14 protein-coding genes, 40 tRNA genes and 3 rRNA genes are annotated in these 25,180 nt (G+C 41.9%); 52 read left to right on the top strand and 5 right to left on the bottom strand.

The window, feature by feature from the left end; all coding sequences use genetic code 11:
* Positions 1 to 28 precede the first annotated feature (28 nt).
* Positions 29 to 1,201: a MalY/PatB family protein gene (locus MHI10_RS16615; RefSeq protein WP_340787324.1), complete on the bottom strand. Its 1,173-nt coding sequence runs from the start codon at positions 1,199 to 1,201 to the stop codon at positions 29 to 31.
* Positions 1,202 to 1,281: 80 nt separating this feature from the next.
* On the opposite strand from MHI10_RS16615, the gene MHI10_RS16610 reads away from it, so the two are divergent.
* The 4 genes from MHI10_RS16610 (at position 1,282) to MHI10_RS16595 (ending at position 5,220) form a co-directional block, all read left to right on the top strand.
* The gene (locus tag MHI10_RS16610) at positions 1,282 to 1,542 is read left to right on the top strand and encodes a DUF1871 family protein (RefSeq protein ID WP_340787323.1); all 261 of its coding nucleotides are present in this window, start codon (positions 1,282 to 1,284) and stop codon (positions 1,540 to 1,542) included.
* A gap of 242 nt (positions 1,543 to 1,784) precedes the next feature.
* Positions 1,785 to 2,159: a S1 domain-containing post-transcriptional regulator GSP13 gene (gene yugI, locus MHI10_RS16605; protein ID WP_340787321.1), complete on the top strand. Its 375-nt coding sequence runs from the start codon at positions 1,785 to 1,787 to the stop codon at positions 2,157 to 2,159.
* A gap of 227 nt (positions 2,160 to 2,386) precedes the next feature.
* Complete coding sequence (locus MHI10_RS16600; RefSeq protein ID WP_340787320.1) at positions 2,387 to 3,631, top strand: Glu/Leu/Phe/Val family dehydrogenase; 1,245 nt, start codon at positions 2,387 to 2,389, stop codon at positions 3,629 to 3,631.
* Positions 3,632 to 4,056: 425 nt separating this feature from the next.
* Entirely contained in the window at positions 4,057 to 5,220 is a 1,164-nt protein-coding gene (locus MHI10_RS16595) for an iron-containing alcohol dehydrogenase (protein WP_340787318.1), read from the top strand.
* A gap of 58 nt (positions 5,221 to 5,278) precedes the next feature.
* Here MHI10_RS16595 and MHI10_RS16590 read toward each other — a convergent pair whose 3' ends face one another.
* Positions 5,279 to 6,268, bottom strand: a complete 990-nt coding sequence (locus MHI10_RS16590; RefSeq protein WP_340787317.1) for a cation diffusion facilitator family transporter — start codon at positions 6,266 to 6,268, stop codon at positions 5,279 to 5,281.
* 14 nt (positions 6,269 to 6,282) lie between these two features.
* On the bottom strand, positions 6,283 to 7,002 hold the full coding sequence (locus MHI10_RS16585) for an MgtC/SapB family protein (protein ID WP_340787315.1): 720 nt from the start codon (positions 7,000 to 7,002) through the stop codon (positions 6,283 to 6,285).
* A 269-nt stretch (positions 7,003 to 7,271) separates the two neighbouring features.
* Here MHI10_RS16585 and MHI10_RS16580 point away from each other — a divergent pair, with 269 nt between their 5' ends.
* From MHI10_RS16580 to MHI10_RS16460, 25 genes are all read left to right on the top strand, one after another.
* On the top strand, positions 7,272 to 8,162 hold the full coding sequence (locus tag MHI10_RS16580; RefSeq protein WP_340787314.1) for a DMT family transporter: 891 nt from the start codon (positions 7,272 to 7,274) through the stop codon (positions 8,160 to 8,162).
* Positions 8,163 to 8,497: 335 nt separating this feature from the next.
* A 16S ribosomal RNA gene (locus MHI10_RS16575) occupies positions 8,498 to 10,053 on the top strand.
* A gap of 423 nt (positions 10,054 to 10,476) precedes the next feature.
* Positions 10,477 to 13,403 (top strand): 23S ribosomal RNA (locus tag MHI10_RS16570).
* Between the two features lie 123 nt (positions 13,404 to 13,526).
* Positions 13,527 to 13,642: ribosomal RNA gene (rrf, locus tag MHI10_RS16565) — 5S ribosomal RNA — on the top strand.
* Together the 16S, 23S and 5S rRNA genes with 20 tRNA genes alongside form the textbook arrangement of a ribosomal RNA operon.
* A 10-nt stretch (positions 13,643 to 13,652) precedes the next feature.
* Positions 13,653 to 13,728 (top strand) — tRNA-Val (locus MHI10_RS16560).
* A gap of 10 nt (positions 13,729 to 13,738) precedes the next feature.
* Positions 13,739 to 13,814: transfer RNA gene (locus MHI10_RS16555), tRNA-Thr, on the top strand.
* Positions 13,815 to 13,820: 6 nt separating this feature from the next.
* Positions 13,821 to 13,896 (top strand) — tRNA-Lys (locus tag MHI10_RS16550).
* Positions 13,897 to 13,914: 18 nt separating this feature from the next.
* Positions 13,915 to 13,999, top strand: a tRNA-Leu gene (locus tag MHI10_RS16545).
* A 42-nt stretch (positions 14,000 to 14,041) separates the two neighbouring features.
* Positions 14,042 to 14,116 (top strand) — tRNA-Gly (locus tag MHI10_RS16540).
* A 6-nt stretch (positions 14,117 to 14,122) separates the two neighbouring features.
* Positions 14,123 to 14,211, top strand: a tRNA-Leu gene (locus MHI10_RS16535).
* Between the two features lie 23 nt (positions 14,212 to 14,234).
* Positions 14,235 to 14,311 (top strand) — tRNA-Arg (locus MHI10_RS16530).
* Positions 14,312 to 14,332: 21 nt separating this feature from the next.
* Positions 14,333 to 14,409, top strand: a tRNA-Pro gene (locus tag MHI10_RS16525).
* 6 nt (positions 14,410 to 14,415) lie between these two features.
* A tRNA-Ala gene (locus MHI10_RS16520) sits at positions 14,416 to 14,491 on the top strand.
* A 27-nt stretch (positions 14,492 to 14,518) separates the two neighbouring features.
* Positions 14,519 to 14,592 (top strand) — tRNA-Met (locus tag MHI10_RS16515).
* Between the two features lie 7 nt (positions 14,593 to 14,599).
* Positions 14,600 to 14,676, top strand: a tRNA-Ile gene (locus MHI10_RS16510).
* 18 nt (positions 14,677 to 14,694) lie between these two features.
* Positions 14,695 to 14,787: transfer RNA gene (locus MHI10_RS16505), tRNA-Ser, on the top strand.
* Positions 14,788 to 14,831: 44 nt separating this feature from the next.
* Positions 14,832 to 14,906: transfer RNA gene (locus MHI10_RS16500), tRNA-Met, on the top strand.
* Between the two features lie 4 nt (positions 14,907 to 14,910).
* Positions 14,911 to 14,986, top strand: a tRNA-Asp gene (locus tag MHI10_RS16495).
* Between the two features lie 25 nt (positions 14,987 to 15,011).
* Positions 15,012 to 15,087: transfer RNA gene (locus tag MHI10_RS16490), tRNA-Phe, on the top strand.
* 5 nt (positions 15,088 to 15,092) lie between these two features.
* Positions 15,093 to 15,166: transfer RNA gene (locus tag MHI10_RS16485), tRNA-Gly, on the top strand.
* Positions 15,167 to 15,176: 10 nt separating this feature from the next.
* Positions 15,177 to 15,253 (top strand) — tRNA-Ile (locus tag MHI10_RS16480).
* An 18-nt stretch (positions 15,254 to 15,271) separates the two neighbouring features.
* Positions 15,272 to 15,346, top strand: a tRNA-Asn gene (locus tag MHI10_RS16475).
* Positions 15,347 to 15,358: 12 nt separating this feature from the next.
* Positions 15,359 to 15,449 (top strand) — tRNA-Ser (locus MHI10_RS16470).
* An 8-nt stretch (positions 15,450 to 15,457) separates the two neighbouring features.
* Positions 15,458 to 15,529: transfer RNA gene (locus tag MHI10_RS16465), tRNA-Glu, on the top strand.
* A 212-nt stretch (positions 15,530 to 15,741) separates the two neighbouring features.
* The gene (locus MHI10_RS16460) at positions 15,742 to 16,104 is read left to right on the top strand and encodes an SLAP domain-containing protein (RefSeq protein ID WP_340787312.1); all 363 of its coding nucleotides are present in this window, start codon (positions 15,742 to 15,744) and stop codon (positions 16,102 to 16,104) included.
* 48 nt (positions 16,105 to 16,152) lie between these two features.
* Here MHI10_RS16460 and MHI10_RS16455 read toward each other — a convergent pair whose 3' ends face one another.
* On the bottom strand, positions 16,153 to 17,568 hold the full coding sequence (locus MHI10_RS16455) for a phospholipase D-like domain-containing protein (RefSeq protein ID WP_340787310.1): 1,416 nt from the start codon (positions 17,566 to 17,568) through the stop codon (positions 16,153 to 16,155).
* 360 nt (positions 17,569 to 17,928) lie between these two features.
* On the opposite strand from MHI10_RS16455, the gene tnpB reads away from it, so the two are divergent.
* The 23 genes from tnpB (at position 17,929) to MHI10_RS16340 (ending at position 23,972) form a co-directional block, all read left to right on the top strand.
* On the top strand, positions 17,929 to 19,104 hold the full coding sequence (gene tnpB, locus MHI10_RS16450; RefSeq protein ID WP_340787308.1) for an IS200/IS605 family element RNA-guided endonuclease TnpB: 1,176 nt from the start codon (positions 17,929 to 17,931) through the stop codon (positions 19,102 to 19,104).
* 288 nt (positions 19,105 to 19,392) lie between these two features.
* Positions 19,393 to 20,370, top strand: coding sequence for an MBL fold metallo-hydrolase (locus MHI10_RS16445; protein WP_340787307.1), 978 nt, complete (start codon positions 19,393 to 19,395; stop codon positions 20,368 to 20,370).
* Positions 20,371 to 20,936: 566 nt separating this feature from the next.
* A tRNA-Val gene (locus tag MHI10_RS16440) sits at positions 20,937 to 21,012 on the top strand.
* Between the two features lie 9 nt (positions 21,013 to 21,021).
* A tRNA-Thr gene (locus MHI10_RS16435) sits at positions 21,022 to 21,097 on the top strand.
* Positions 21,098 to 21,103: 6 nt separating this feature from the next.
* A tRNA-Lys gene (locus tag MHI10_RS16430) sits at positions 21,104 to 21,179 on the top strand.
* An 18-nt stretch (positions 21,180 to 21,197) separates the two neighbouring features.
* Positions 21,198 to 21,282: transfer RNA gene (locus tag MHI10_RS16425), tRNA-Leu, on the top strand.
* Positions 21,283 to 21,324: 42 nt separating this feature from the next.
* A tRNA-Gly gene (locus tag MHI10_RS16420) sits at positions 21,325 to 21,399 on the top strand.
* A 6-nt stretch (positions 21,400 to 21,405) separates the two neighbouring features.
* Positions 21,406 to 21,494 (top strand) — tRNA-Leu (locus MHI10_RS16415).
* Positions 21,495 to 21,517: 23 nt separating this feature from the next.
* Positions 21,518 to 21,594, top strand: a tRNA-Arg gene (locus tag MHI10_RS16410).
* Between the two features lie 21 nt (positions 21,595 to 21,615).
* Positions 21,616 to 21,692 (top strand) — tRNA-Pro (locus tag MHI10_RS16405).
* Between the two features lie 6 nt (positions 21,693 to 21,698).
* Positions 21,699 to 21,774, top strand: a tRNA-Ala gene (locus MHI10_RS16400).
* 27 nt (positions 21,775 to 21,801) lie between these two features.
* Positions 21,802 to 21,875, top strand: a tRNA-Met gene (locus tag MHI10_RS16395).
* 7 nt (positions 21,876 to 21,882) lie between these two features.
* Positions 21,883 to 21,959, top strand: a tRNA-Ile gene (locus MHI10_RS16390).
* Positions 21,960 to 21,977: 18 nt separating this feature from the next.
* Positions 21,978 to 22,070, top strand: a tRNA-Ser gene (locus MHI10_RS16385).
* 44 nt (positions 22,071 to 22,114) lie between these two features.
* Positions 22,115 to 22,189, top strand: a tRNA-Met gene (locus tag MHI10_RS16380).
* A gap of 4 nt (positions 22,190 to 22,193) precedes the next feature.
* A tRNA-Asp gene (locus MHI10_RS16375) sits at positions 22,194 to 22,269 on the top strand.
* Positions 22,270 to 22,295: 26 nt separating this feature from the next.
* Positions 22,296 to 22,371: transfer RNA gene (locus tag MHI10_RS16370), tRNA-Phe, on the top strand.
* A gap of 5 nt (positions 22,372 to 22,376) precedes the next feature.
* Positions 22,377 to 22,450: transfer RNA gene (locus MHI10_RS16365), tRNA-Gly, on the top strand.
* Between the two features lie 10 nt (positions 22,451 to 22,460).
* A tRNA-Ile gene (locus tag MHI10_RS16360) sits at positions 22,461 to 22,537 on the top strand.
* 18 nt (positions 22,538 to 22,555) lie between these two features.
* A tRNA-Asn gene (locus tag MHI10_RS16355) sits at positions 22,556 to 22,630 on the top strand.
* A gap of 12 nt (positions 22,631 to 22,642) precedes the next feature.
* Positions 22,643 to 22,733: transfer RNA gene (locus MHI10_RS16350), tRNA-Ser, on the top strand.
* 8 nt (positions 22,734 to 22,741) lie between these two features.
* Positions 22,742 to 22,813: transfer RNA gene (locus MHI10_RS16345), tRNA-Glu, on the top strand.
* A gap of 406 nt (positions 22,814 to 23,219) precedes the next feature.
* Complete coding sequence (locus MHI10_RS16340; protein ID WP_340787304.1) at positions 23,220 to 23,972, top strand: MerR family transcriptional regulator; 753 nt, start codon at positions 23,220 to 23,222, stop codon at positions 23,970 to 23,972.
* Positions 23,973 to 24,159: 187 nt separating this feature from the next.
* Here the strand turns inward: MHI10_RS16340 and MHI10_RS16335 are convergent, their stop codons facing one another.
* Positions 24,160 to 25,077, bottom strand: a complete 918-nt coding sequence (locus tag MHI10_RS16335; protein WP_340787303.1) for a 1,4-dihydroxy-2-naphthoate polyprenyltransferase — start codon at positions 25,075 to 25,077, stop codon at positions 24,160 to 24,162.
* Between the last annotated feature and the right edge of the window lie 103 nt (positions 25,078 to 25,180).

Here is a 25,180-nt window from a genome sequence, read left to right as displayed (position 1 = left end):
AGCCAGTGAGACTGCTTTTGAAAATATATTATTGTGATTGTAATGCGTGCTTAAATCGTGCTATGCCATCTTTTAATGTATCAAGTGGACATGCGACATTAATACGTAAGAAGCCTCTTCCTGCTTCCCCATATTTTGTACCTGGATCCAGTGCAAGTTGTCCTTTTGATAACAACAGTTGCATCATGTCCTGCTCTGATAACCCAGTTCCACGATAGTCAATCCACATTAAATATGTAGCTTCTGGAATTACGACACGTATTCCGTCCATTGCATTTAACTCATCCGAAACATATTGCATATTTACTTTTAAATATGAAAGTAGCTCATCTAACCATTGTGCACCTTCTGTATACACGGCTTTAACAGCAGCACAAGCAAAAATATTAAGTGACAGCTGTCCGTGTGCTTGTCCGGTTAAGTTAAGCGCATTAAATAACTCTTCGTTCGGTGCGACAATCATCGCTGCATGAATACCGGCAATGTTAAATGTTTTCGTCGGGGCAATACAAGATATAATTTTTGCTTGTTCCGCACCATTTACTGTAAGGGCAGGTGTATAGTTTTTTGTAATTAAAATATCAGCATGAATTTCATCCGCTAATAAATAGACATCATATTGAATACACAGTTGGATTAATTTTTCCAAATCATCATGGCTCCATACAATACCCGCAGGATTATGAGGATTACATAAAATATATAATTTTATGCCGGATTGGAAAAGCTCTCCAAGTACATTAAAATCAAATGTATAGGATCCATCTTTTTCTGTTAAATCAGCTGTCACAATTTCACGTTGTTGTGCGATTGGTACATTAAAAAATGGAGGGTATGCTGGAGTCGACATCCCGATTTTATCTCCGACTTTTGTGAATGTTTCAATAATTGTTGCGATAGCAGGTACGACACCTTGTTGAAAAAGAATCGTTGAAGGGTCAATTTTCCATTGATGACGCACTTCATACCAATCTGTAATCGCTTTTTTTACTTCATCATTTGGAAAAGTATATCCAAAAACAGGGTGTTTCAGTCGTTCATTGATCGCATCTGCTAAAGCAGGTGGTGCAGGAAAATCCATATCAGCAATCCACATTGGTAGTATAGAAGATGTATCTGAGATGTTATAAATTTCGCTCATATTATCCCATTTAATGGAATTTGAATTTCTACGTTCGTGAATTTTGCTAAACTTCGACATAATTAACCTCTTTTCTTTTTGATCTTTTCTAACTTATGTTATCATACTAACTATTAAAAAGAGTAGTAGGGTGTGCAAAAATGGAAAATATCGAAATGAATCGTAAGTCGGTTCAATTGTTACAAGAGTGGGATCCTTTTAAATTTGGTGCTGAAAGCTATGATACAGAAGCGGCCGATGTAGTGGCAGCTTTACAAGGGATTGATGATCCATCAGAGCTTGCGAAAGTGATTCAAATCGTATACGAACATTCATTTGAGCAGTGGATTCCATTTGAAAACTGTGTCGCCATAGCATATAAGTTGATTGCGGTAAAATTTGAAGCGAAGTGTATTATTTAACTTATTTCAGCTAAATCGATAAAGTATCTTACTTCTATGTGCTATGTTTTCTAAAATAAAAAATGTATGGATGCTTTTAAAAATACGAATCAAATGAACCGTATGTAAGGTTTGACGTCGCCTAATATTCTATTTGGTAGCTATAATGGCTAGTTTAAAGCGTTTCTTTGTTCCTGCCGTTTTCATATGTTATAATTTAACATGAAAATTACGTATATAAGAAGAGAAGGTAGGAACAAAGTATGGCGAAAAAAATCGAAGTGGGTGACGTATTAACCGGTACAGTAACAGGGATTCAACCATACGGTGCTTTTGTTTCGCTCGATGAACAAACGCAAGGACTTGTTCACATATCCGAAATAACGTATGGTTTTGTAAAAGATGTTGCGGAGCACTTAGCAGTCGGTGATGATATTGAGGTGAAAGTGTTAGAAGTCGACGAGGAGCAAAGAAAAATTAGTCTTTCCATTCGTGAATTACAGGTCGTGCCTCATTACCGTAAAAAAGATATACACCCCCGAAAGTCATTGCAAGATCGTGTTGATGAAGTGGATGCAGATGGTTTTAAATTACTAAAAGACAAATTACAAGATTGGATCGAACAATCAGGACACTAATTAATGGAAGAGACATCGATGGGAAATAAATCGATGTCTTTTTTATGTGGCGTTTCAATTGGAATATTTATTTTAATGCTGGAAAATGGCGATTTATCAATAAAAATAGTTACTTAACAATAAAAGTGTTCAAAATGTGACAGAAAATATAACAAAGTCGGGTAGAAGTGTGTTACAATGTTGGCGGAAAGACACTAAAACATTAAATTTTAAAGAGGCGAATAACAATGGCTGAAAATTTAAACCTGTTCACATCAACTCAAGAAGTAATTCATGAAGCATTAAATAAGCTTGGTTATGATGAAGCAATGTACGAATTATTAAAAGAACCAATTCGTATGCTTACGGTTCGTATTCCTGTAAAAATGGATGATGGTACGACAAAAGTATTCACTGGGTACCGTGCTCAACATAATGATGCAGTAGGACCGACAAAGGGCGGGGTGCGTTTCCATCCGATGGTTACCGAAGAGGAAATGAAAGCGCTATCAATGTGGATGACACTCAAGGCTGGTATCGTAGACCTTCCATACGGCGGTGGTAAAGGTGGCGTTGTTTGTGACCCGAGAGAAATGTCGATGGGTGAGCTTGAACGTTTAAGTCGTGGTTATGTTCGTGCTACAAAATCGGTTGTAGGACCTACAAAGGATATTCCGGCACCAGATGTATTTACGAACGCGCAAATTATGGCATGGATGATGGATGAGTATAGCCAAATGGATGACTTTAACTCACCAGGGTTCATTACAGGTAAGCCAATTGTGCTAGGTGGTTCACAAGGACGTGACCGTGCAACAGCTGAAGGGGTAACGATTGTTATTGGAGAAGCTGCTAAAAAACGCAATATCGATATTAAAGGGGCACGTGTTGTTATTCAAGGTTTTGGTAACGCAGGTAGTTTCCTAGCGAAGTTTATGAGCGACTTAGGTGCAAAAGTTATCGGTATTTCAGATGCGCATGGTGCATTACATGATCCAAACGGTTTAGATATCGACTATTTATTAGATCGTCGTGATTCATTCGGTACAGTTACAACGTTATTTGAAAATACAATTTCTAATACAGAATTGCTTGAATTAGATTGTGATATTTTAGTGCCTGCTGCAATCGAAAATCAAATTACAGCAGACAACGCGCATAAGATTAAAGCGAACATCGTAGTAGAAGCGGCGAATGGTCCGACTACTGCAGAAGCAACAAAAATCTTAACAGAGCGCGGCATTCTTTTAGTGCCGGACGTATTAGCATCAGCTGGTGGTGTTACCGTATCTTATTTCGAATGGGTACAAAACAACCAAGGCTACTACTGGACAGAAGAAGAAGTGCGTGAAAAATTATATGCGAAAATGATCGCAGCATTTGACAATATTTACACAACTGCACAAAATCGTAATATCGACATGCGATTAGCAGCATACATGGTTGGCGTACGCCGCACAGCGGAAGCATCTCGTTTCCGTGGATGGGTGTAAAACCTTCTATATTAATATACCTCACTCAGATTTATATTCTGAGTGAGGTTTTTGTTTTATATATATGTTGCACTTATGAAACAATCATCCAATTAGAATGAAAATCTAATTAAGAAAACGTCGCCTCCCACGGCAGCGACGCACCATGTGCAAAAAGTTTCAGATTGCCGACTTTTAAATGGAGGCTGGCCTTGCTACATGCGCACAAAGATGAGTCGTACAGATTTGTGCAACAAACCTGTGCGCCTCATGTGCTTAGACAGCCTAAACTAGCTAATACTTTATTAGAAGTTTTATGAGAACACTTACATGATAAGGATAGATTCTTTTGTTAAACCTATATAGAAGAAAAAAATAGCAATTTAATGGGAATAGTGGGAAAATGGAATTGTATAGCGTGTTTTTAAATAAGGGGAGGGCTAAGGATGAATGCATTTTCATTTTACAATCCAGTAAAAATTCATTTCGGTAAAGGGAGCATTGAAAAATTACGTAAAGAGTTACCCCAGTATGGTAATAATATTTTACTTGTCTATGGTGGTGGGAGTATTAAATCAAATGGTGTTTACGATAACATCATGACTCTATTAAATGAGCTTTCAATGGAAGTTTTCGAGTTATCAGGCGTTGAACCAAACCCTCGAGTAGAAACAGCACGTAAAGGAATAGCGATTTGTAAAGAACAAAAAATCGATCTTGTTTTAGCAATTGGTGGTGGTTCGGTTATTGATTGTGCAAAATTGATTGTAGCGGGGGCAAAAATAGAAGAAGATGCATGGGGTATTGTAACGAAAAAAGTATTTCCAAAAGAAGCATTGCCATTAGCTACCGTACTTACATTGGCAGCAACAGCATCTGAAATGAACTCAGGCTCAGTTATTACGAATTTAGCGACGAAAGAAAAATTTAGCTGGGGAAGTCCACTTGTCTTTCCGAAGTTTTCAATTTTAGATCCGACTTATACGTATACAGTCCCGACGAATCAAACTGTCAATGGGATTGTTGATACGATGACGCATATTTTCGAACAATATTTTAATAATGCGGCAAGTACACCTTTGATGGATGAGATGAGCGAAGGAGTGTTACGTACAATTATTGATGTAACACCAAAAGTTTTGAAAGATCCAACGAATTATGAGTATAGAGAGACATTGATGCTAGCAGCGACGTTAGGTTTGAATGGCTATTTATCTCTAGGAGCACGTGGAGATTGGGCGACACATAATATCGAGCATGCGGTTTCTGCGTACTATGATATTGCTCATGCAGGAGGACTAGCTATTCTTTTCCCGAACTGGATGCGTCATAATGTACATGTAAACCCTACGAAATTTGCAAGGCTCGCAGAAAAAGTCTTCGGCATTGAAGTAGCTGATAAATCAGATGAACAAATTGCATTAGAAGGAATCGAAGCACTTTCAGCATTTTGGACTTCAATTGGAGCACCAAACAAATTAGCCGATTACGAGATTGATTCTACGTATTTTGATGAAATGGTCCAACATTGTATGGTCAATGGTCCATTTGGTAACTTTAATAAACTACAACCGGAAGATGTGCGGAAGATTTTAGAAATGTCATTATAAAATAAAAAAGAGACTAGAACTTCGATAAGCGGAAGTTCTAGTCTCTTTATTTGATGGGTTAAATTTTCCCTTTATTTCCCTCTGCGATCGTTGCGGTATGGTTCCATGCACGCTCGCCATCATCTTCGTCAAACGCCATGGTCACCTTTGTCACTCCTTTTTGATTTAATAATAAATCTGTTAAATGATCGCGAACATCATCTAAGTAGGCTAATGATAATTTGGGGTCCGTCTCTGCAACGAGTTCTACATGTAAAAATTCGCCTTCTTTAATCACTTCGAGACGAGCAATATCTGTTACGTTCGGATCTTGCATGACTAAATTGCCGATATGAACTAACATTTCTTCATCTGTTTCACCAATCGCTCCACGTGCGTTATCCAGGAATACACGACCGACAACATAAAACATCATTAAACCAATGATCATCGATACTAAACCTTCCAAACGATAAAATCCTGTAAAATGAGCAATAATAATTGCTAAAAATGCTAGAACATTACCACCCGTTGCAACTAAATCTTCCATCCACACTAATTTTGTAGCAGGTTTCGCACGCTTTAAATAGCGAACAGATTGGAAAATTGCTAGACCTTTACTTTCAACCCCCACTTCATGGAGTATTTCTTTCGCCGCTTTATTTAAAACAAGCAACTCTAAAAAAGCTCCAATTGCTAAAACACTGAGTGCAATGTACATACCATTTGATTCAGTAGCAGGATTCAAAAAGTGATGCAAACCTTCTTTAATGGTTTCATAAGATAAAATTGCAACAACTAATACGGCACCAAGGCACACTAAGTTAACAACGCGACCATATCCATTAGGAAAACGGGAAGTGGGTGCCTTTTTGGATAAGGCAGAACCAATAAAAACAAAAAACTGGTTCGCTGCATCACCTAATGAATGCATCATCTCAGCAAACATGGCGACATTTCCTGTGAAAAAGAAGGCGACCCCTTTAAGGATTCCTAAAAATGTATTAACGAGTGCTGCAAGTAAGGATGGCTTATTACCGCCCTTTAACAAACTAATTAGTTCTTTCATTGTGTACGCCTCCGCTAATCTAAATATTCGATTTTAATTTTTTTTACATAACTAAGTTCATGGAATCGATTGTACAAATCTAACGTATTATTTGTTCGTACAGTTGAGAAACGTACATCGACTTCGTGCAATGTAGCTTCGGCATCCAGCACATCACGGATACAAAGGTTTTCAATATGCATATCATTTTGCTCCATATAATCCAATAAGTTTTTGATGTTTGTCGCATGCTCTGCCAAGATGGTTAAGGATACTTCTCTCATTCGTAACCGTTTTGGTCCGATTTTAAACAATAAAGGCGCTAAAACTTCAATTCCTATAACGACGATTAGTACCGTCATGAAAGCTTGAATATAAAAACCAGCACCAACCGCAATTCCAATAGCGGCAGCGCCCCAAATCATAGCGGCAGTTGTGAGCCCAGTAATGGTATTGTTTTCCTTTCTCAAAATAACACCCGCACCTAAAAATCCGATACCACTAACGATTTGCGCGGCAAGTCGTAAAGGGTCCATTGTTATGTTAATATCATCTCTCGCGGGTGTGGTATAGGCAGTTTCTATGGAAATAATGGTTAACAAACAGCTAAATGTCGCAATAACTAAACTTGTTTTTAATCCAACGGGTTTCTTTTTTAGTTCTCTTTCAATACCAATTATCAAACTTAAAGTTGCAGCAACTAAAAGTCTGAAAAAAATCTCGAGTGAAAAGTCATCCACCAAGAGCCACTCCAATTTATTCAACTCCTTAGAAATACCGTTTGGATATAAGTGCGTGATTTAGAGTGAAAATAGAAAACTTCTTATAATGAAGGATGTGTCAAATAATTTTTCCCTAGTCTTATTGAGGAAGAGCAAGTAAAATGTATAGATGTTGTTTGAACTTTAACGTTGATATTGCGTTTAATAAACGGCGAAGAATTTTTTCGTGCATTTATATAGGAAGAAATACCAAGAAAGAGTCATGTAATTAAAGAATAATAGTAGAAAGTTGGGATATAGTAATGAACAAACCACCTATTCATCCGTATATTCCGATTTTTATCGGGGTGATATCTGTATCACTGTCGGCAATATTTGTTAAACTGACGAATGCCGAATCGGGTGTTATTGCTTTTTATCGGATGTTATTTTCAGTATTGATCATGATGCCTTTATTTATTATGAAGTATCAGCATGAGCTAAAGCACTTAACGAAACGTGATTGGCTGTTTTCTTCAATCGCAGGAATCTTTTTAGCATTCCATTTTATTTTATGGTTTGAATCGCTTAACTATACTTCGGTTGCGAGTTCTACTGTATTAGTTACGATGCAACCATTATTCGCATTTATCGGGACCTATCTCTTTTTTAAGGAAAAAGTTACGCTCAAAACAATTGTTGCAGGTGTTATAGCCATTGCAGGTAGCGTATTAATTGGCTGGGGAGATTTTCAAGTCAGTGGAAATGCACTATATGGCGACATTTTAGCGCTCATAGCTTGTGCACTTGTCACGGGATATTTGTTATTTGGTCAAGATGTTCGACAAAGATTATCATTAATTACATATACAATGGTTGTTTATTCAATTAGTACGATTACATTATTCTTCTATGTATTAATAAAGGGTGAGTCATTTGGTCCTTACCCAGCAATCGATTGGTTTTGGTTTTTACTATTAGCAATCATACCTAATTTGCTTGGTCATAATTTATTTAATTGGTCTTTAAAGTGGGTAAGTACGAATGTAATTTCGATTGCTATTTTATTTGAGCCAATAGGAGCAGCGATATTGGCGATCTTTATATTTAATGAGTACTTAACGGGCACGCAAATATTAGGTGGAATTATCGTGTTATTGGGAATTATGTTATTTGTGGTAGATGTTAAAAAAGTTTTTTCCAAAAATGCTTGATTTAATATTCCTCTTAGGGTATATTATTACTTGTCCCTAAGAAGAATATTAATTTTGAAAAAGTATTTCAAAATAATGATTGACTTTGAATGGATGATGCTTTATATTAATGAAGTGCCTGGAACACTATCGGATATCTTTTAAAAAAGTTATTGACACGATAATGTAAGGGTGATAATATGAGGAAGTTGTTCTTCTAACATAACAACATGAACCTTGAAAACTGAACAAGCAAACGTTAATGATTTAAACGTTTAAGTGATGAACTTAAACAAAAAATAGATATCAACTTTATGTTGATACGCTAGCAAAGCAAATGAGCTTTCAAACTAACTTTTATGGAGAGTTTGATCCTGGCTCAGGACGAACGCTGGCGGCGTGCCTAATACATGCAAGTCGAGCGGACTTTCATTGGTGCTTGCACCTTTGAAAGTTAGCGGCGGACGGGTGAGTAACACGTGGGTAACCTACCCTGTAGATTGGGATAACTCCGGGAAACCGGGGCTAATACCGAATAACACTTTTGAACTCATGTTCGAATGTTAAAAGACGGCATCTCGCTGTCACTACAGGATGGGCCCGCGGCGCATTAGCTAGTTGGTGAGGTAACGGCTCACCAAGGCAACGATGCGTAGCCGACCTGAGAGGGTGATCGGCCACACTGGGACTGAGACACGGCCCAGACTCCTACGGGAGGCAGCAGTAGGGAATCTTCCACAATGGACGAAAGTCTGATGGAGCAACGCCGCGTGAGTGAAGAAGGATTTCGGTTCGTAAAACTCTGTTGCAAGGGAAGAACAAGTAGCGTAGTAACTGGCGCTACCTTGACGGTACCTTGTTAGAAAGCCACGGCTAACTACGTGCCAGCAGCCGCGGTAATACGTAGGTGGCAAGCGTTGTCCGGAATTATTGGGCGTAAAGCGCGCGCAGGTGGTTTCTTAAGTCTGATGTGAAAGCCCACGGCTCAACCGTGGAGGGTCATTGGAAACTGGGAAACTTGAGTGCAGAAGAGGATAGTGGAATTCCAAGTGTAGCGGTGAAATGCGTAGAGATTTGGAGGAACACCAGTGGCGAAGGCGACTATCTGGTCTGTAACTGACACTGAGGCGCGAAAGCGTGGGGAGCAAACAGGATTAGATACCCTGGTAGTCCACGCCGTAAACGATGAGTGCTAAGTGTTGGGGGGTTTCCGCCCCTCAGTGCTGCAGCTAACGCATTAAGCACTCCGCCTGGGGAGTACGGTCGCAAGACTGAAACTCAAAGGAATTGACGGGGGCCCGCACAAGCGGTGGAGCATGTGGTTTAATTCGAAGCAACGCGAAGAACCTTACCAGGTCTTGACATCCCATTGACCACTGTAGAGATACAGTTTTCCCTTCGGGGACAACGGTGACAGGTGGTGCATGGTTGTCGTCAGCTCGTGTCGTGAGATGTTGGGTTAAGTCCCGCAACGAGCGCAACCCTTATTCTTAGTTGCCATCATTTAGTTGGGCACTCTAAGGAGACTGCCGGTGACAAACCGGAGGAAGGTGGGGATGACGTCAAATCATCATGCCCCTTATGACCTGGGCTACACACGTGCTACAATGGACGGTACAAACGGTTGCCAACCCGCGAGGGGGAGCTAATCCGATAAAACCGTTCTCAGTTCGGATTGTAGGCTGCAACTCGCCTACATGAAGCCGGAATCGCTAGTAATCGCGGATCAGCATGCCGCGGTGAATACGTTCCCGGGCCTTGTACACACCGCCCGTCACACCACGAGAGTTTGTAACACCCGAAGTCGGTGGGGTAACCTTTATGGAGCCAGCCGCCGAAGGTGGGATAGATGATTGGGGTGAAGTCGTAACAAGGTAGCCGTATCGGAAGGTGCGGCTGGATCACCTCCTTTCTAAGGATATTTTCGGAATCATTCCTTCGGGAATGAAACATTAACGTTTGCTGTTCAGTTTTGAAGGTTCATCTTTTTGATGAAACACTTCATATATACTTGCTCCTGACGCTAGCGCTTACGTCGCAAAGCTTCATGTAGCAAAAACAGCGAAGTCATTCACGATGTGATTGAAGTCAGCTGCTTTGTTCTTTGAAAACTGGATAAAACGACATTGAAAGCAATAAACAAACAAATGATCAAGAAATTGATCGTGCAAGTTCTTAAATCTTATCTTTTATAGGATAAGTAGTAACTAATTAAAGGTTTCAAGACACAAGTAGTTCTAGGAAGCAATGGAGTGAAGGAAGGAGCGTACCTATGTACGTGACTGACAGAACGAAAGTAGCTGACGACGAAATACGCCGTGTATTGGAAGCTGTAGGTTAAGTTAATAAGGGCGCACGGTGGATGCCTTGGCACTAGGAGTCGATGAAGGACGGCACTAACACCGATATGCTTTGGGGAGCTGTAAGTAAGCTTTGATCCAGAGATTTCCGAATGGGGGAACCCACTATGTTTAATCGCATAGTATCTTCACGTGAATACATAGCGTGTTGAGGACAGACGCAGAGAACTGAAACATCTAAGTACCTGCAGGAACAGAAAGAAAATTCGATTCCCTGAGTAGCGGCGAGCGAAACGGGAAGAGCCCAAACCAAAGAGCTTGCTCTTTGGGGTTGTAGGACATTCTATACGGAGTTACAAAAGAATGAGATAGTTGAAGCGGCTTGGAAAGGCCCGCCATAGAAGGTAAAAGCCCTGTAAGTGAAACCTCATTCCCTCTTGAATGTATCCTGAGTACGGCGGAACACGTGAAATTCCGTCGGAATCTGGGAGGACCATCTCCCAAGGCTAAATACTACCTAGTGACCGATAGTGAACCAGTACCGTGAGGGAAAGGTGAAAAGCACCCCGGAAGGGGAGTGAAATAGATCCTGAAACCGTGTGCCTACAAGTAGTTAGAGCCCGTTAATGGGTGATAGCGTGCCTTTTGTAGAATGAACCGGCGAGTTACGATTACGTGCGAGGTTAAGTTGATGAGACGGAGCCGCAGCGAAAGCGAGTCTGAATAGGGCGAATTAGTACGTGGTCGTAGACCCGAAACCAGGTGATCTACCCATGTCCAGGGTGAAGGTGAGGTAACACTTACTGGAGGCCCGAACCCACGTACGTTGAAAAGTGCGGGGATGAGGTGTGGGTAGCGGAGAAATTCCAATCGAACCTGGAGATAGCTGGTTCTCTCCGAAATAGCTTTAGGGCTAGCCTCGTGATTGAGAATACTGGAGGTAGAGCACTGTTTGGACTAGGGGGGCATCTCGCTTTACCGAATTCAGACAAACTCCGAATGCCAGATATTTATACACGGGAGTCAGACTGCGAGTGATAAGATCCGTAGTCAAGAGGGAAACAGCCCAGACCACCAGCTAAGGTCCCAAAGTAATCGTTAAGTGGAAAAGGATGTGGCGTTGCTTAGACAACCAGGATGTTGGCTCAGAAGCAGCCATCATTTAAAGAGTGCGTAATAGCTCACTGGTCGAGTGACGCTGCGCCGAAAATTTATCGGGGCTAAACGATTCACCGAAGCTGTGGATGCATCCGTATGGATGCGTGGTAGGAGAGCGTTCTAAGGGCGTTGAAGTCAGACCGGAAGGACTGGTGGAGCGCTTAGAAGTGAGAATGCCGGTATGAGTAGCGAAAGACGGGTGAGAATCCCGTCCACCGTATGACTAAGGTTTCCTGAGGAAGGCTCGTCCGCTCAGGGTTAGTCGGGACCTAAGCCGAGGCCGATAGGCGTAGGCGATGGACAACAGGTTGATATTCCTGTACCACCTCCTCACCGTTTGAGAAATGGGGGGACGCAGTAGGATAGGGTAAGCAGAGCGTTGGTTGTCTCTGTTCAAGCAGTAAGGCGTGTGTGTAGGCAAATCCGCACACTAATACGTTGAGCTGTGATGACGAGTCCGTATGGACGAAGTTCCTGATTTCACACTGCCAAGAAAAGCCTCTATCGAGGTGAGAGGTGCCCGTACCGCAAACCGACACAGGTAGTCGAGGAGAGAATCCTAAGGTGTGCGAGAGAACTCTCGTTAAGGAACTCGGCAAAATGACCCCGTAACTTCGGGAGAAGGGGTGCTCTTGAGCGTGCAAGCGCATGAGAGCCGCAGTGAATAGGCCCAGGCGACTGTTTAGCAAAAACACAGGTCTCTGCAAAACCGTAAGGTGAAGTATAGGGGCTGACGCCTGCCCGGTGCTGGAAGGTTAAGAGGAGTGGTTAGCGCAAGCGAAGCTACGAATTGAAGCCCCAGTAAACGGCGGCCGTAACTATAACGGTCCTAAGGTAGCGAAATTCCTTGTCGGGTAAGTTCCGACCCGCACGAAAGGCGTAACGATCTGGGCACTGTCTCAACGAGAGACTCGGTGAAATTATAGTACCTGTGAAGATGCAGGTTACCCGCGACAGGACGGAAAGACCCCGTGGAGCTTTACTGTAGCCTGATATTGAATTTTGGTACAACTTGTACAGGATAGGTAGGAGCCAGAGATCTCGGAGCGCCAGCTTCGAAGGAGGCGTCAGTGGGATACTACCCTGGTTGTATTGAACTTCTAACCCATGCCCCTTAGCGGGGTAGGAGACAGTGTCAGGCGGACAGTTTGACTGGGGCGGTCGCCTCCTAAAGAGTAACGGAGGCGCCCAAAGGTTCCCTCAGAATGGTTGGAAATCATTCGTAGAGTGTAAAGGCATAAGGGAGCTTGACTGCGAGACCTACAAGTCGAGCAGGGTCGAAAGACGGGCTTAGTGATCCGGTGGTTCCGCATGGAAGGGCCATCGCTCAACGGATAAAAGCTACCCCGGGGATAACAGGCTTATCTCCCCCAAGAGTCCACATCGACGGGGAGGTTTGGCACCTCGATGTCGGCTCATCGCATCCTGGGGCTGTAGTCGGTCCCAAGGGTTGGGCTGTTCGCCCATTAAAGCGGTACGCGAGCTGGGTTCAGAACGTCGTGAGACAGTTCGGTCCCTATCCGTCGTGGGCGTAGGAAATTTGAGAGGAGCTGTCCTTAGTACGAGAGGACCGGGATGGACACACCGCTGGTGTACCAGTTGTTCTGCCAAGAGCATCGCTGGGTAGCTATGTGTGGACGGGATAAGTGCTGAAAGCATCTAAGCATGAAGCCCCCCTCAAGATGAGATTTCCCATTACGCAAGTAAGTAAGACCCCTGAAAGACGATCAGGTAGATAGGTTCGAGGTGGAAGTGTGGCGACATATGGAGCTGACGAATACTAATCGGTCGAGGACTTAACCACAATTTATTGCACAATTCAATGAAACGTTTATCCAGTTTTGAAAGAATAAAATTTATTTTTTCACTAAAAATCACTTGATTTTATTAGTGAAAATGATATAATAAATCTTGTCTTTTAAAATAGTCTAGTGATGATGGCAAAGAGGTCACACCCGTTCCCATACCGAACACGGAAGTTAAGCTCTTTAGCGCCGATGGTAGTTGGGGGCTTCCCCCTGTGAGAGTAGGACATCGCTAGGCATATTACCCAGGAGGATTAGCTCAGCTGGGAGAGCATCTGCCTTACAAGCAGAGGGTCGGCGGTTCGAGCCCGTCATCCTCCACCATTTCTAAAATGCCGGTGTAGCTCAGTTGGTAGAGCAACTGACTTGTAATCAGTAGGTCGAGGGTTCGACTCCTTTCGCCGGCACCATTAAGAGAGCCATTAGCTCAGTTGGTAGAGCATCTGACTTTTAATCAGAGGGTCGTAGGTTCGAATCCTGCATGGCTCACCAGTTTTATATATGTCTGCTGCGGGTGTGGCGGAACTGGCAGACGCACTAGACTTAGGATCTAGCGCCGCGAGGCGTGGGGGTTCGACTCCCTTCACCCGCACCATTAAATTAAATAACTTGTCAGAATAAAAATTCTTAAGCATATGCGGAAGTAGTTCAGTGGTAGAACACCACCTTGCCAAGGTGGGGGTCGCGAGTTCGAACCTCGTCTTCCGCTCCAACATATGCCGGGGTGGCGGAACTGGCAGACGCACAGGACTTAAAATCCTGCGGTGAGTGATCATCGTGCCGGTTCGATTCCGGCCCTCGGCACCATTTTCTTTTAAACAAATATTTATGCGCCCGTAGCTCAATTGGATAGAGCGTCTGACTACGGATCAGAAGGTTGTGGGTTCGACTCCTGCCGGGCGCGCCATATAATTTAAATGATATTTTTCGGAATGTAGCTCAGCTTGGTAGAGCACTTGGTTTGGGACCAAGGGGTCGTAGGTTCGAATCCTGTCATTCCGACCATTTTATGGGGCCTTAGCTCAGCTGGGAGAGCGCCTGCCTTGCACGCAGGAGGTCAGCGGTTCGATCCCGCTAGGCTCCACCAAAACAATTTTAACCATATAAAGATCCTGGCGGTGTAGCTCAGCTGGCTAGAGCATTCGGTTCATACCCGAAAGGTCGTGGGTTCGACTCCCTCCGCCGCCATCTTAAAGGACCTTTAGCTCAGTTGGTTAGAGCAGACGGCTCATAACCGTCCGGTCACAGGTTCGAGTCCTGTAAGGTCCACCAGTAAATTGAATGTAACATGGAGGTATACCCAAGTTCGGCTGAAGGGATCGGTCTTGAAAACCGACAGGCGGGTAACACCGCGCGGGGGTTCGAATCCCTCTACCTCCTCCATTTTTAAATATTGGTGTACAAAAGACTGAAAAAAATAGTATTATCGCGGGGTGGAGCAGTGGTAGCTCGTCGGGCTCATAACCCGAAGGTCACAGGTTCAAGTCCTGTCCCCGCAACCAAAATGGTCCCGTGGTGTAGCGGTTAACATGCCTGCCTGTCACGCAGGAGATCGCCGGTTCGATCCCGGTCGGGACCGCCATTATATATTTATGGAAAAGCATTATGGGTCAGTAGCTCAGTTGGTAGAGCATTAGATTGAAGCTCTAAGTGTCGGCGGTTCGATTCCGTCCTGACCCACCATAATTGCGGGTGTAGTTTAGTGGTAAAACCTCAGCCTTCCAAGCTGATGATGAGAGTTCGATTCTCTTCACCCGCTCCATTTATTTAAAGGGCCTATAGCTCAGCTGGTTAGAGCGCACGCCTGATAAGCGTGAGGTCGATGGTTCGAGTCCATTTAGGCCCACCATTAAAACATCATAATTATTCCGAAGTAGCTCAGTGGTAGAGCAACCGGCTGTTAACCGGTTGGTCGTAGGTTCGAGTCCTACCTTCGGAGCCATTTTTATTCTATGGGGAAGTACCCAAGTGGCTCAAGGGGCGCCCCTGCTAAGGGTGTAGATCGCGTAAGCGGTGCGAGGGTTCGAATCCCTCCTTCTCCGCCATAGAATTAGGCCCGTTGGTCAAGCGGTTAAGACACCGCCCTTTCACGGCGGTAACACGGGTTCGAATCCCGTACGGGTCATCATACATATTCAAAAAAATGCTAGATACGTTACATACGTGTTTAGCATTTTTTTAGATGTACACAGCATGCACAACAACTTGATGGTGAAGAACTGATCAATCTTTAATTTTAAAAGAAATAAGAAGATGAAGGTTATATTAGGCAAAGAACGAGATACACTTATAAGCAATATAATCGAATTTTTACAACAGTTGTGAGGTGAATTGCACATGCAGAAATTACTATTTGAAGCAACATGGGATAAAGCCCTTTCAGGCACAGATCGAGAGTTAATCAAGCAAATTTTCAACAAACACACGGTGCAACTAGACACAGTGAGTTGTTATTTGATTCGCAGTGCACGCAATCATCATAATCACTTCCTTGTCACGGTGTTGATTCACAATGAGACTGCAATCGAGCAAATATTTATAGAACGAGACGTCAGTTTACAAATGGAGTATGGGCAATATACGCAGAAATTTACCCAGCCTAAGCTTGTTATTCCAAGTCATATAAGTATGCCATGGACATTTATTTTCGAACATGTCGCCCAAAATACTGGCGAAGTTTTAACTATCACAATTCATTAAAAAAACGCGAATTTCGTAATTTTTCATACGAAATTCGCGTTTTTATTATTAGAAAGTAGATAATCCAGTGGCTTCTTGAATGTGATATATGAGCTTTTTCCAAAGCGCTTGATCTTCATATACTTCAAAATCTACTGTATATTGCCCTTCTTCATTGTTCCAGAGTTGATTAAAATAGTGTTCGATTTGTTGTGCAAATTCATGCGAACTCGGCATTTCTATATAGAGGTTACTTTCTAAGTTGTAATCAGCCAAATTCCGGCGTGTAAAGTTTGCCGATCCACCGATTAATGCTGCATGTTCTGCTGATTTCACATACAAAAATTTACTGTGGAATTGCTCCCCATTCGTGTCATAAAAGCGCACATCTATTTTATTTTTTCTAAGCTCAGCGGCAACTTGTCGGTTTGGAATTCCGTTTTTCTCCAGACCGAATGCATCTTTATTCGGATCAACAATAATTTGTACATTGGCCCCGCGATTTGCGGCTGCTTTTATTGCTTTTACAATGTCACGGTCCGAAATATAAAAGACGCCAATTCTCACATCACTACCGTGATCGGCCCCATTTAATAGCGCCAACATCGCCTTTTTAATTTTGCCTTCAGTCACTAGCTTCGTTTTGACATCAGAAGTTTTTGATAGGTATCTCCAATCAACATCAGCCAATTGCTTATTAGATAATGCAGCGACCGCTTGCTCGGATTGATACAGGTCTTGTAAAATTGCACCCGTTACAATGAAACCAATATTGGAATGATTGCTGCTTCCATCATGTGTCACATTGGCTGAAGTTAATAATGCTTCCTGTTCATTCATCACAACTTTGCGGTGATTGGCTTTGAAATTAAGTAAGTCTAAGTACGTGCCAACAGATGATTTGGCGCCATCAGGATTAAAGGCATTCGGTAAAAAGCCATTTTGTGATACAGGCCACCATTGTAGGTACGTACGCCAAATACTAGAGTATATCGGATTTGAGTCTTGCAGAGGCTTCATATTTGTGAAAATCACGGTAGCCCCGGCTTGCTCCAAATGTAAGAAGGTTTCAGGTGTTGCCGAGCCGTAAAGATTATTAATGGCATCGGTAATGATTGTGACATTTAATCCAGGGTTGGCTTCCATTGCCTGTAAAATATTATTTGTGATGTCAATTGCACGTGTTGGGTACTCACCCTTAGAACGGTCATACTCATCATTATATAGAAACATGTCGATTAATAATGTGTGCTCCGCTTCGTTAATAATGCGAATTGCTTCATCGTATAGTTGCTGTTCCATTACGCGCCCGTTCTTTTCATATGTAAGATCATAAACGAAGCGAACTTGGCTATCCTCATGGAACGCACCATCCATTGATATTCCTATTGGTAAAGGTTTAAATGAATGTATAGCTCCAACAATAAGTGGAATTAGTAAAAGAATCGTGAATATAATGAATCGTTTTTTTCGTAGCTTTTTCACAGTATCCCCCCATTTCAAATTAAGTAATAGCTAATAGTAGTAACGATTAATACTTACTACTAAAATACGTTTTACATCAAAAAAGGTTCCGTTATTTGTAAAAAAGGTTAAGTGCAATTGAAATGGAGGATTTCTAGGGAAACAAGTAAATAGACAAAGTAGCCATCTCCCTTCCTCTATTTTTCCATTCGGGGTAAAAATAATAGGTCCATTTTATCATTATCCGACAGAAGACTTCCACTTCAAGGAATGTGTAGGGCATAGCCCAATAAGTAAGTGGGAGATGAATGTCGGTAGGCGGTAGCCTAAAGTTTTTTCTTACACTTGCGAACGTATATTCTGTTTGATAGAATGTAAGAAATGGAGGTGAACCGATTGTTGACGTATAAAGCGTATAAATTCCGTCTCTATCCGACAAAGGAACAGACGACATTGATTAATAAAACAATAGGCTGTTGTCGCTACATTTTCAACCATTGTCTTGCTGAGTGGCAAGCCACATACAAGGAAACAGGTAAAGGCTTGTCGTATGGAAAATGCTCCGCGATGCTGCCAACATTAAAAAAACAAGAAAAAACAAGCTGGCTAAAAGAAGTAGATAGCATTGCCCTTCAAACAACAGTACGACATTTAGCGGATAGCTATGACCGTTTTTTCAAACAGCAAAACGAAGCACCGCGTTTTAAATCGAAGAAAAACCCCACACAAAGCTATACGACAAAAATGACGAATGATAATATCAAAATAATCAAAGGTCGCATCCAACTCCCGAAACTAGGTCATGTGAAATTCGCAAAATCCAAAGAAATTACCGGAAAAATCATGAGCGTAACCATTAGAAGAAGCCCCACAGGCAAGTATTTCATCGCAGTTTTAGTTGAAACGGACATCCAAGCCTACCCAAAAACAATGAAAAATGTCGGCATTGATGTTGGTCTCAAAGAATTCGCAAAGTTATCTGACGGTACAACCTATGCCAACCCTCAGTTTTTCCGTAAGCTAGAGGCAAAATTAGCAGAAGAACAACGCATTTTAGCCTGTAAAAAAGAGGGGGCCATCAAACGAAACTGTCCATTAGATGAAGCGAAAAACTATCAAAAACAGCGCATAAAAGTAGCAAAAATTCATGAGAAAATCTGCAATGCACGGCACGATTACTTACACAAAATATCCACTGAAATTGTCAAAAATCACGACATCATTGGAATTGAAGATTTGCGTGTTAGTAAGATGCAAAAGAATCCCCAACTTGCCAAGGTCATTAGTGATGCGAGCTGGTCAGAATTCGCGTATATGCTCGAGTACAAAGCACAATGGCACGGCAAACAGGTGATTCGAGTAGGTAAAACATTTGCCTCCAGCCAGCTCTGTTCACATTGTGGCTATCAACATAAAGACGTAAAGAATCTCGCTATCCGAACATGGACGTGTCCAAACTGTCATACGCAACATGACCGAGATCTTAACGCAAGCATCAATATTCTACAAGAAGCATTAAGGCTTCAAACCGTAGGGACTACGGGGCTAGCTCGGTGAATTCTCCATCTAATAGAGATTTCAGCCAAGAATCTCCCTTCTCTAAGCGATAGCGTAGGTGGGAGTAGTTCAATTGGTTATTATTGAGTACAAATAACTTGGCTCTATCTTTGTATGACGGCAGATTAACTAAGAAATGTATCAATTAATACCGTGCATTGTTAAATACGAAATTCTACTGACTTAATTCCGATGAATAGTATGAATAAAGATTTTGGAATATACTTGTAATTGTGTTGAGGAAATGGTCTCTGATAGATAACTAAAACTAAGAAAGTAGGTTTGAATATGCAAACGGTTTACATAAGTGAGGAAAAGCAAGTATATCCGATTATTTTTGAAATGAATTATGGTCAGTTGAGTAGTATAAATTGTTATTTGTATAAGCACGGATCTAAGCTTACATTGATCGATGCAGGGCTGGATATACCGGAATACCGTAATTTTTTTGAGGCGCAATTAGCTGCTTACGGGTTTCAAATTGGAGATATCGATCAAATTTTATTAACCCATCATCATGAGGATCACATTGGCTTAGTTAATTATATAATTCAACAACATCAAATTCCTGTTTATGCATATACGCTAGCACTGCCACGCCTTTATTTTACGGAAGAATATCAGATTCAGAAGAAAACGTTTTTTGAACGGTTATATAAGCAATATGGATGTGAAGAAGTAGCACAGCAAAGACTTCTAAAAATGCAGCAAACAATGAAAAATAGTAATCAGTTAAAAATTAAAGGAACAATTACGGCACTTGATCATCATGATATGCTCGATGATTTACAAGTCATCGCTGTGCCTGGGCATTCACCAGACTCGATTATGTTTTATGATCAACAGGCGAAATGGTTATTTGTAGGGGATTTAGTGATGTATAAAGGAACGACCAATGCATTAATCGACCATGACGACGAAGGGCAACTATTGCCGACTGTTATGCAATACAAAAATTCACTTGAACTTTGTTTGAAGTATGATGTTCGCACTGTTTTTGCAGGGCATCAGCAAGTTTTTTCAGATTTACCTGAAATTATACAAAAAAATTTGGCGCGTATTGAATATAAATTAAATCGTTTAACGAAAAAAGTTACAGAAGGAAATGAAACGATCCTTCAATTGGCATCGGCTATTTATGGAGAACGCATAAATAAAGAGATGACACTTATTTTATCTGAAATCATTGGTTATACGATGTATGCGGAAAGGATGGGGGAAGTGAAACGTGTTGTGGAAAAAACGGGACTGCATTTTTACAGATAAATTTTAGTTGATTATTTAATGGTAAACCTTAACAAGAATGCAAGTTGATTGGAATGAAGAGGAGGCGACTCCAACGAGTAAGGAACATAGGGTAAAACCACCATGTCTTGTGGCAACGCCTTTGTTCCCCAATTAAGCCGGGGTTTGACTCCCCACTGAATAGAATTTCCTATTGGGCATTTATTCCCCACTTAGAGAAGTGGGGGATAAATGCTGGATTAAGTTAAAAAACTTAAGAAATTTATGACGAATAAAAATGGTGATTAAAGTTGCGAAATAAACATGATTCATACAATAATATGTAAATTTCGGATGGAAATAGATTAATAAGTAAAATATTTGTAAACAGTAGTTGAAAAATAATTGTAATCGTATTAAACTTTCGTTATGCTTAATAAATCACTTTTAGTAAATAGTTCCGCTATTAATTAGTAGTTTTAGAAAAAAATAAACTTTTTTTAAAAAAGTTCTAAAAAACTATTGCATTTCAGTTAAAAGCTTGATATTATAAGTCTTGTCCTTAACAAATAGGACATAACGTTAATAAGTAATTATTAATGTCCCATGGAGGATTAGCTCAGCTGGGAGAGCATCTGCCTTACAAGCAGAGGGTCGGCGGTTCGAGCCCGTCATCCTCCACCATTTCTAAATGCCGGTGTAGCTCAGTTGGTAGAGCAACTGACTTGTAATCAGTAGGTCGAGGGTTCGACTCCTTTCGCCGGCACCATTAAGAGAGCCATTAGCTCAGTTGGTAGAGCATCTGACTTTTAATCAGAGGGTCGTAGGTTCGAATCCTGCATGGCTCACCAGTTTTATATATGTCTGCTGCGGGTGTGGCGGAACTGGCAGACGCACTAGACTTAGGATCTAGCGCCGCGAGGCGTGGGGGTTCGACTCCCTTCACCCGCACCATTAAATTAAATAACTTGTCAGAATAAAAATTCTTAAGCATATGCGGAAGTAGTTCAGTGGTAGAACACCACCTTGCCAAGGTGGGGGTCGCGAGTTCGAACCTCGTCTTCCGCTCCAACATATGCCGGGGTGGCGGAACTGGCAGACGCACAGGACTTAAAATCCTGCGGTGAGTGATCATCGTGCCGGTTCGATTCCGGCCCTCGGCACCATTTTCTTTTAAACAAATATTTATGCGCCCGTAGCTCAATTGGATAGAGCGTCTGACTACGGATCAGAAGGTTGTGGGTTCGACTCCTGCCGGGCGCGCCATATAATTTAAATGATATTTTTCGGAATGTAGCTCAGCTTGGTAGAGCACTTGGTTTGGGACCAAGGGGTCGTAGGTTCGAATCCTGTCATTCCGACCATTTTATGGGGCCTTAGCTCAGCTGGGAGAGCGCCTGCCTTGCACGCAGGAGGTCAGCGGTTCGATCCCGCTAGGCTCCACCAAAACAATTTTAACCATATAAAGATCCTGGCGGTGTAGCTCAGCTGGCTAGAGCATTCGGTTCATACCCGAAAGGTCGTGGGTTCGACTCCCTCCGCCGCCATCTTAAAGGACCTTTAGCTCAGTTGGTTAGAGCAGACGGCTCATAACCGTCCGGTCACAGGTTCGAGTCCTGTAAGGTCCACCAGTAAATTGAATGTAACATGGAGGTATACCCAAGTTCGGCTGAAGGGATCGGTCTTGAAAACCGACAGGCGGGTAACACCGCGCGGGGGTTCGAATCCCTCTACCTCCTCCATTTTTAAATATTGGTGTACAAAAGACTGAAAAAAATAGTATTATCGCGGGGTGGAGCAGTGGTAGCTCGTCGGGCTCATAACCCGAAGGTCACAGGTTCAAGTCCTGTCCCCGCAACCAAAATGGTCCCGTGGTGTAGCGGTTAACATGCCTGCCTGTCACGCAGGAGATCGCCGGTTCGATCCCGGTCGGGACCGCCATTTATATATTTATGGAAAAGCATTATGGGTCAGTAGCTCAGTTGGTAGAGCATTAGATTGAAGCTCTAAGTGTCGGCGGTTCGATTCCGTCCTGACCCACCATAATTGCGGGTGTAGTTTAGTGGTAAAACCTCAGCCTTCCAAGCTGATGATGAGAGTTCGATTCTCTTCACCCGCTCCATTTATTTAAAGGGCCTATAGCTCAGCTGGTTAGAGCGCACGCCTGATAAGCGTGAGGTCGATGGTTCGAGTCCATTTAGGCCCACCATTAAAACATCATAATTATTCCGAAGTAGCTCAGTGGTAGAGCAACCGGCTGTTAACCGGTTGGTCGTAGGTTCGAGTCCTACCTTCGGAGCCATTTTTATTCTATGGGGAAGTACCCAAGTGGCTCAAGGGGCGCCCCTGCTAAGGGTGTAGATCGCGTAAGCGGTGCGAGGGTTCGAATCCCTCCTTCTCCGCCATAGAATTAGGCCCGTTGGTCAAGCGGTTAAGACACCGCCCTTTCACGGCGGTAACACGGGTTCGAATCCCGTACGGGTCATCATACATAATCGAAAAGCGCTAGATACGTTACATACGTGTCTAGCGCTTTTTGCGAATTTTATAGAAATAGCTTAGTGCGTATTGGAAGTAAATCGCTCAGTTCTATTTGGAATAAAATGAGGTAGTGCTTCTAAACGAAGGAGTCGCTTAGTTAGTAACTGTATCATTTCGGCTATAAAGGCCCCAGATCGGCTAGTAACGACCGCAATAGGGCTATATACTACGTAAGCTTGGCTAGTAAAGCAGATTAAATGGCTAATAACCTAAAATCGTTGCAAAGTATGTCCCAAATGATAGCGGCATGCTGGGAGTAGGCGTGATTTGGTGAAAAAATAATTTACATTCACCCATTGACCTTCTCGTTACGTTATCCTTTATAGTACAACATAGAGAGAGGTGATGAAATGCTGATTAATGAATTAGCAAAGCTGTCTGGGGTAAGTAAGCGGGCACTCCGATACTATGATGAAATTGGCTTGTTGACACCTTCTGATACTAGGGACAATGGCTATCGTCAATATAGCGTGACCGATATTGACCGACTGCAACAAATTTTATTTTATCGAGAGCTTGATTTTAAATTAGAGGAAATTAAAAGGATATTAGATGCACCAGAATTTAATGTGAATCAAGCACTTCGGAAACAACATGAAATGCTTGAAAAAAAGCGCGATTATTTAGATGGTTTAATTACAACAATACAAAATACGATTCAAGTAATGGAAGGGGAAAAAATGATGACAAACGAACAAAAGTTTGAGGCGTTTAAAAATAAGTTAATTGAAGACAATGACAAGCAATACGGGGAAGAAATCCGTGGAAAATATGGGGAAGAGCAAGTTTTGGCGAACTACGGTAAGTTGAAAAATATGACAGAGGAGCAATACGAATCCGTTAACCAATTGGAGAAAATGCTATTTGAACGCTTAAAGGAAGCAAAGGCGAATGGGGATGCGAGCGCTGAAGTGGCGATGGAGGCAGCGGAATTGCATAAACGTTGGTTAAGCTTTTATTGGGCAAAGTATACGCCACAAGCTCATGCAGGCTTAGCCCAAATGTATATACATGATGAGCGCTTTACCGCATATTATGATGATAAGGTTGGTAAAGGAGCAACGCAATTTTTACATGATGCGATTTTGGAATATGTAAAGTAACGATGCCTAAAAATATTTGGATGCAAATCAATTAAAAGAAGTGATTCCGACAGTTCTTATATGTGTGGATCATTCGGATGAAGTGTGACAATCGGAACTATATAAAAATCCAGCCAAACGTGCTAAATTTGCACAAATGGCTGGATTTTTTTCTGAATAAAAGTAGAGACTATTCTTACTTGTTTTATTATAGGAAGTAAGAAATAATGATGCCAATGCCGAGGAGAAAACCGAAAAATGTATTCGTTTGTGCGGTAAATTTCATAGCAGGCATTACTTCAAGTGGTTGCTCTTTCGCACGGAATAATTGAATCGCATCGAGTGGTTTTTTTATACTTAAAAATACGAGTAAAGACCATGGTGTTAATCCATCAAAAAGAATTAAGCCGATAATCCATGAATACGAAACGATGAAAAATAAAGCTAAAATAGTAATCGCATGATGACGCCCGACTAAAATCGCCATCGTTTTACGGCCACCTTCTGTATCCCCAACGATATCTCGAATATTATTAGAAAGCATTATTGCGCCGACTAAAATCATACTTGGTACGGATAGGAGTACTGCATTAAGAGTAACCGTTTTTGTTTGGATGAAAAAAGAGATTAACACAATCCCCATCCCCATAACCGCACCTGATACAAGTTCTCCAAACGGTGAGTAAGCGATTGGATAGGGTCCACCTGTATATAAAAAGCCGATTAGCATGCAAACTAAACCGACTACTACGAGCCACCAAGAGGAAGCGATACAAATATATATCCCTAATAGCATGGCGATACCGTAAAAGCTTAGTGCAATCATCATGATCGTTTTTGGGGCAACTCCGTGACGGACAATTGTTCCACCAATGCCAACAGAGTTTTCGTTATCAAGCCCGAGTTTAAAATCATAATATTCGTTAAACATGTTCGTTGCGGCTTGTATTAACATACTTGCTGCAAGCATCGCAAAAAAGAGTAAATAATTAATTGCTTGATTTTCAACAGCTAAAGCAATCGCTGTTCCTAGAAATACGGGTACAAAAGAAGCTGTTAATGTATGAGGCCGTGTTAAATGCCACCATACTTTAAAGCTAGTATCCGCTTCAATAACTTTGGTCATAAACTATTACGCTCCTTAAATAATCAATATCTATACTATCTTAAACGAAAGTAAACAAAATGAATAGGGCAATAGCTTATACATACAACCTTTGATTGAAAAA

The organism is Solibacillus sp. FSL K6-1523, from assembly GCF_038005225.1.
Lineage (GTDB): Bacteria > Bacillota > Bacilli > Bacillales_A > Planococcaceae > Solibacillus.
The sequence above is the reverse complement of the archived record's forward strand: the minus strand, read 5'-3'. Positions and strand labels throughout refer to the sequence as shown.

Bases quoted from the DNA above. Each gene is read 5' to 3' on its own strand.
- MHI10_RS16615 (WP_340787324.1), bottom strand. From the start codon at position 1,201: ATGTCGAAGTTTAGCAAAATTCACGAACGTAGAAATTCAAATTCCATT.
- MHI10_RS16610 (WP_340787323.1), top strand. From the start codon at position 1,282: ATGGAAAATATCGAAATGAATCGTAAGTCGGTTCAATTGTTACAAGAG.
- yugI (WP_340787321.1), top strand. From the start codon at position 1,785: ATGGCGAAAAAAATCGAAGTGGGTGACGTATTAACCGGTACAGTAACA.
- MHI10_RS16600 (WP_340787320.1), top strand. From the start codon at position 2,387: ATGGCTGAAAATTTAAACCTGTTCACATCAACTCAAGAAGTAATTCAT.
- MHI10_RS16595 (WP_340787318.1), top strand. From the start codon at position 4,057: ATGAATGCATTTTCATTTTACAATCCAGTAAAAATTCATTTCGGTAAA.
- MHI10_RS16590 (WP_340787317.1), bottom strand. From the start codon at position 6,268: ATGAAAGAACTAATTAGTTTGTTAAAGGGCGGTAATAAGCCATCCTTA.
- MHI10_RS16580 (WP_340787314.1), top strand. From the start codon at position 7,272: ATGAACAAACCACCTATTCATCCGTATATTCCGATTTTTATCGGGGTG.
- MHI10_RS16460 (WP_340787312.1), top strand. From the start codon at position 15,742: ATGCAGAAATTACTATTTGAAGCAACATGGGATAAAGCCCTTTCAGGC.
- tnpB (WP_340787308.1), top strand. From the start codon at position 17,929: ATGGAGGTGAACCGATTGTTGACGTATAAAGCGTATAAATTCCGTCTC.
- MHI10_RS16445 (WP_340787307.1), top strand. From the start codon at position 19,393: ATGCAAACGGTTTACATAAGTGAGGAAAAGCAAGTATATCCGATTATT.
- MHI10_RS16340 (WP_340787304.1), top strand. From the start codon at position 23,220: ATGCTGATTAATGAATTAGCAAAGCTGTCTGGGGTAAGTAAGCGGGCA.
- MHI10_RS16335 (WP_340787303.1), bottom strand. From the start codon at position 25,077: ATGACCAAAGTTATTGAAGCGGATACTAGCTTTAAAGTATGGTGGCAT.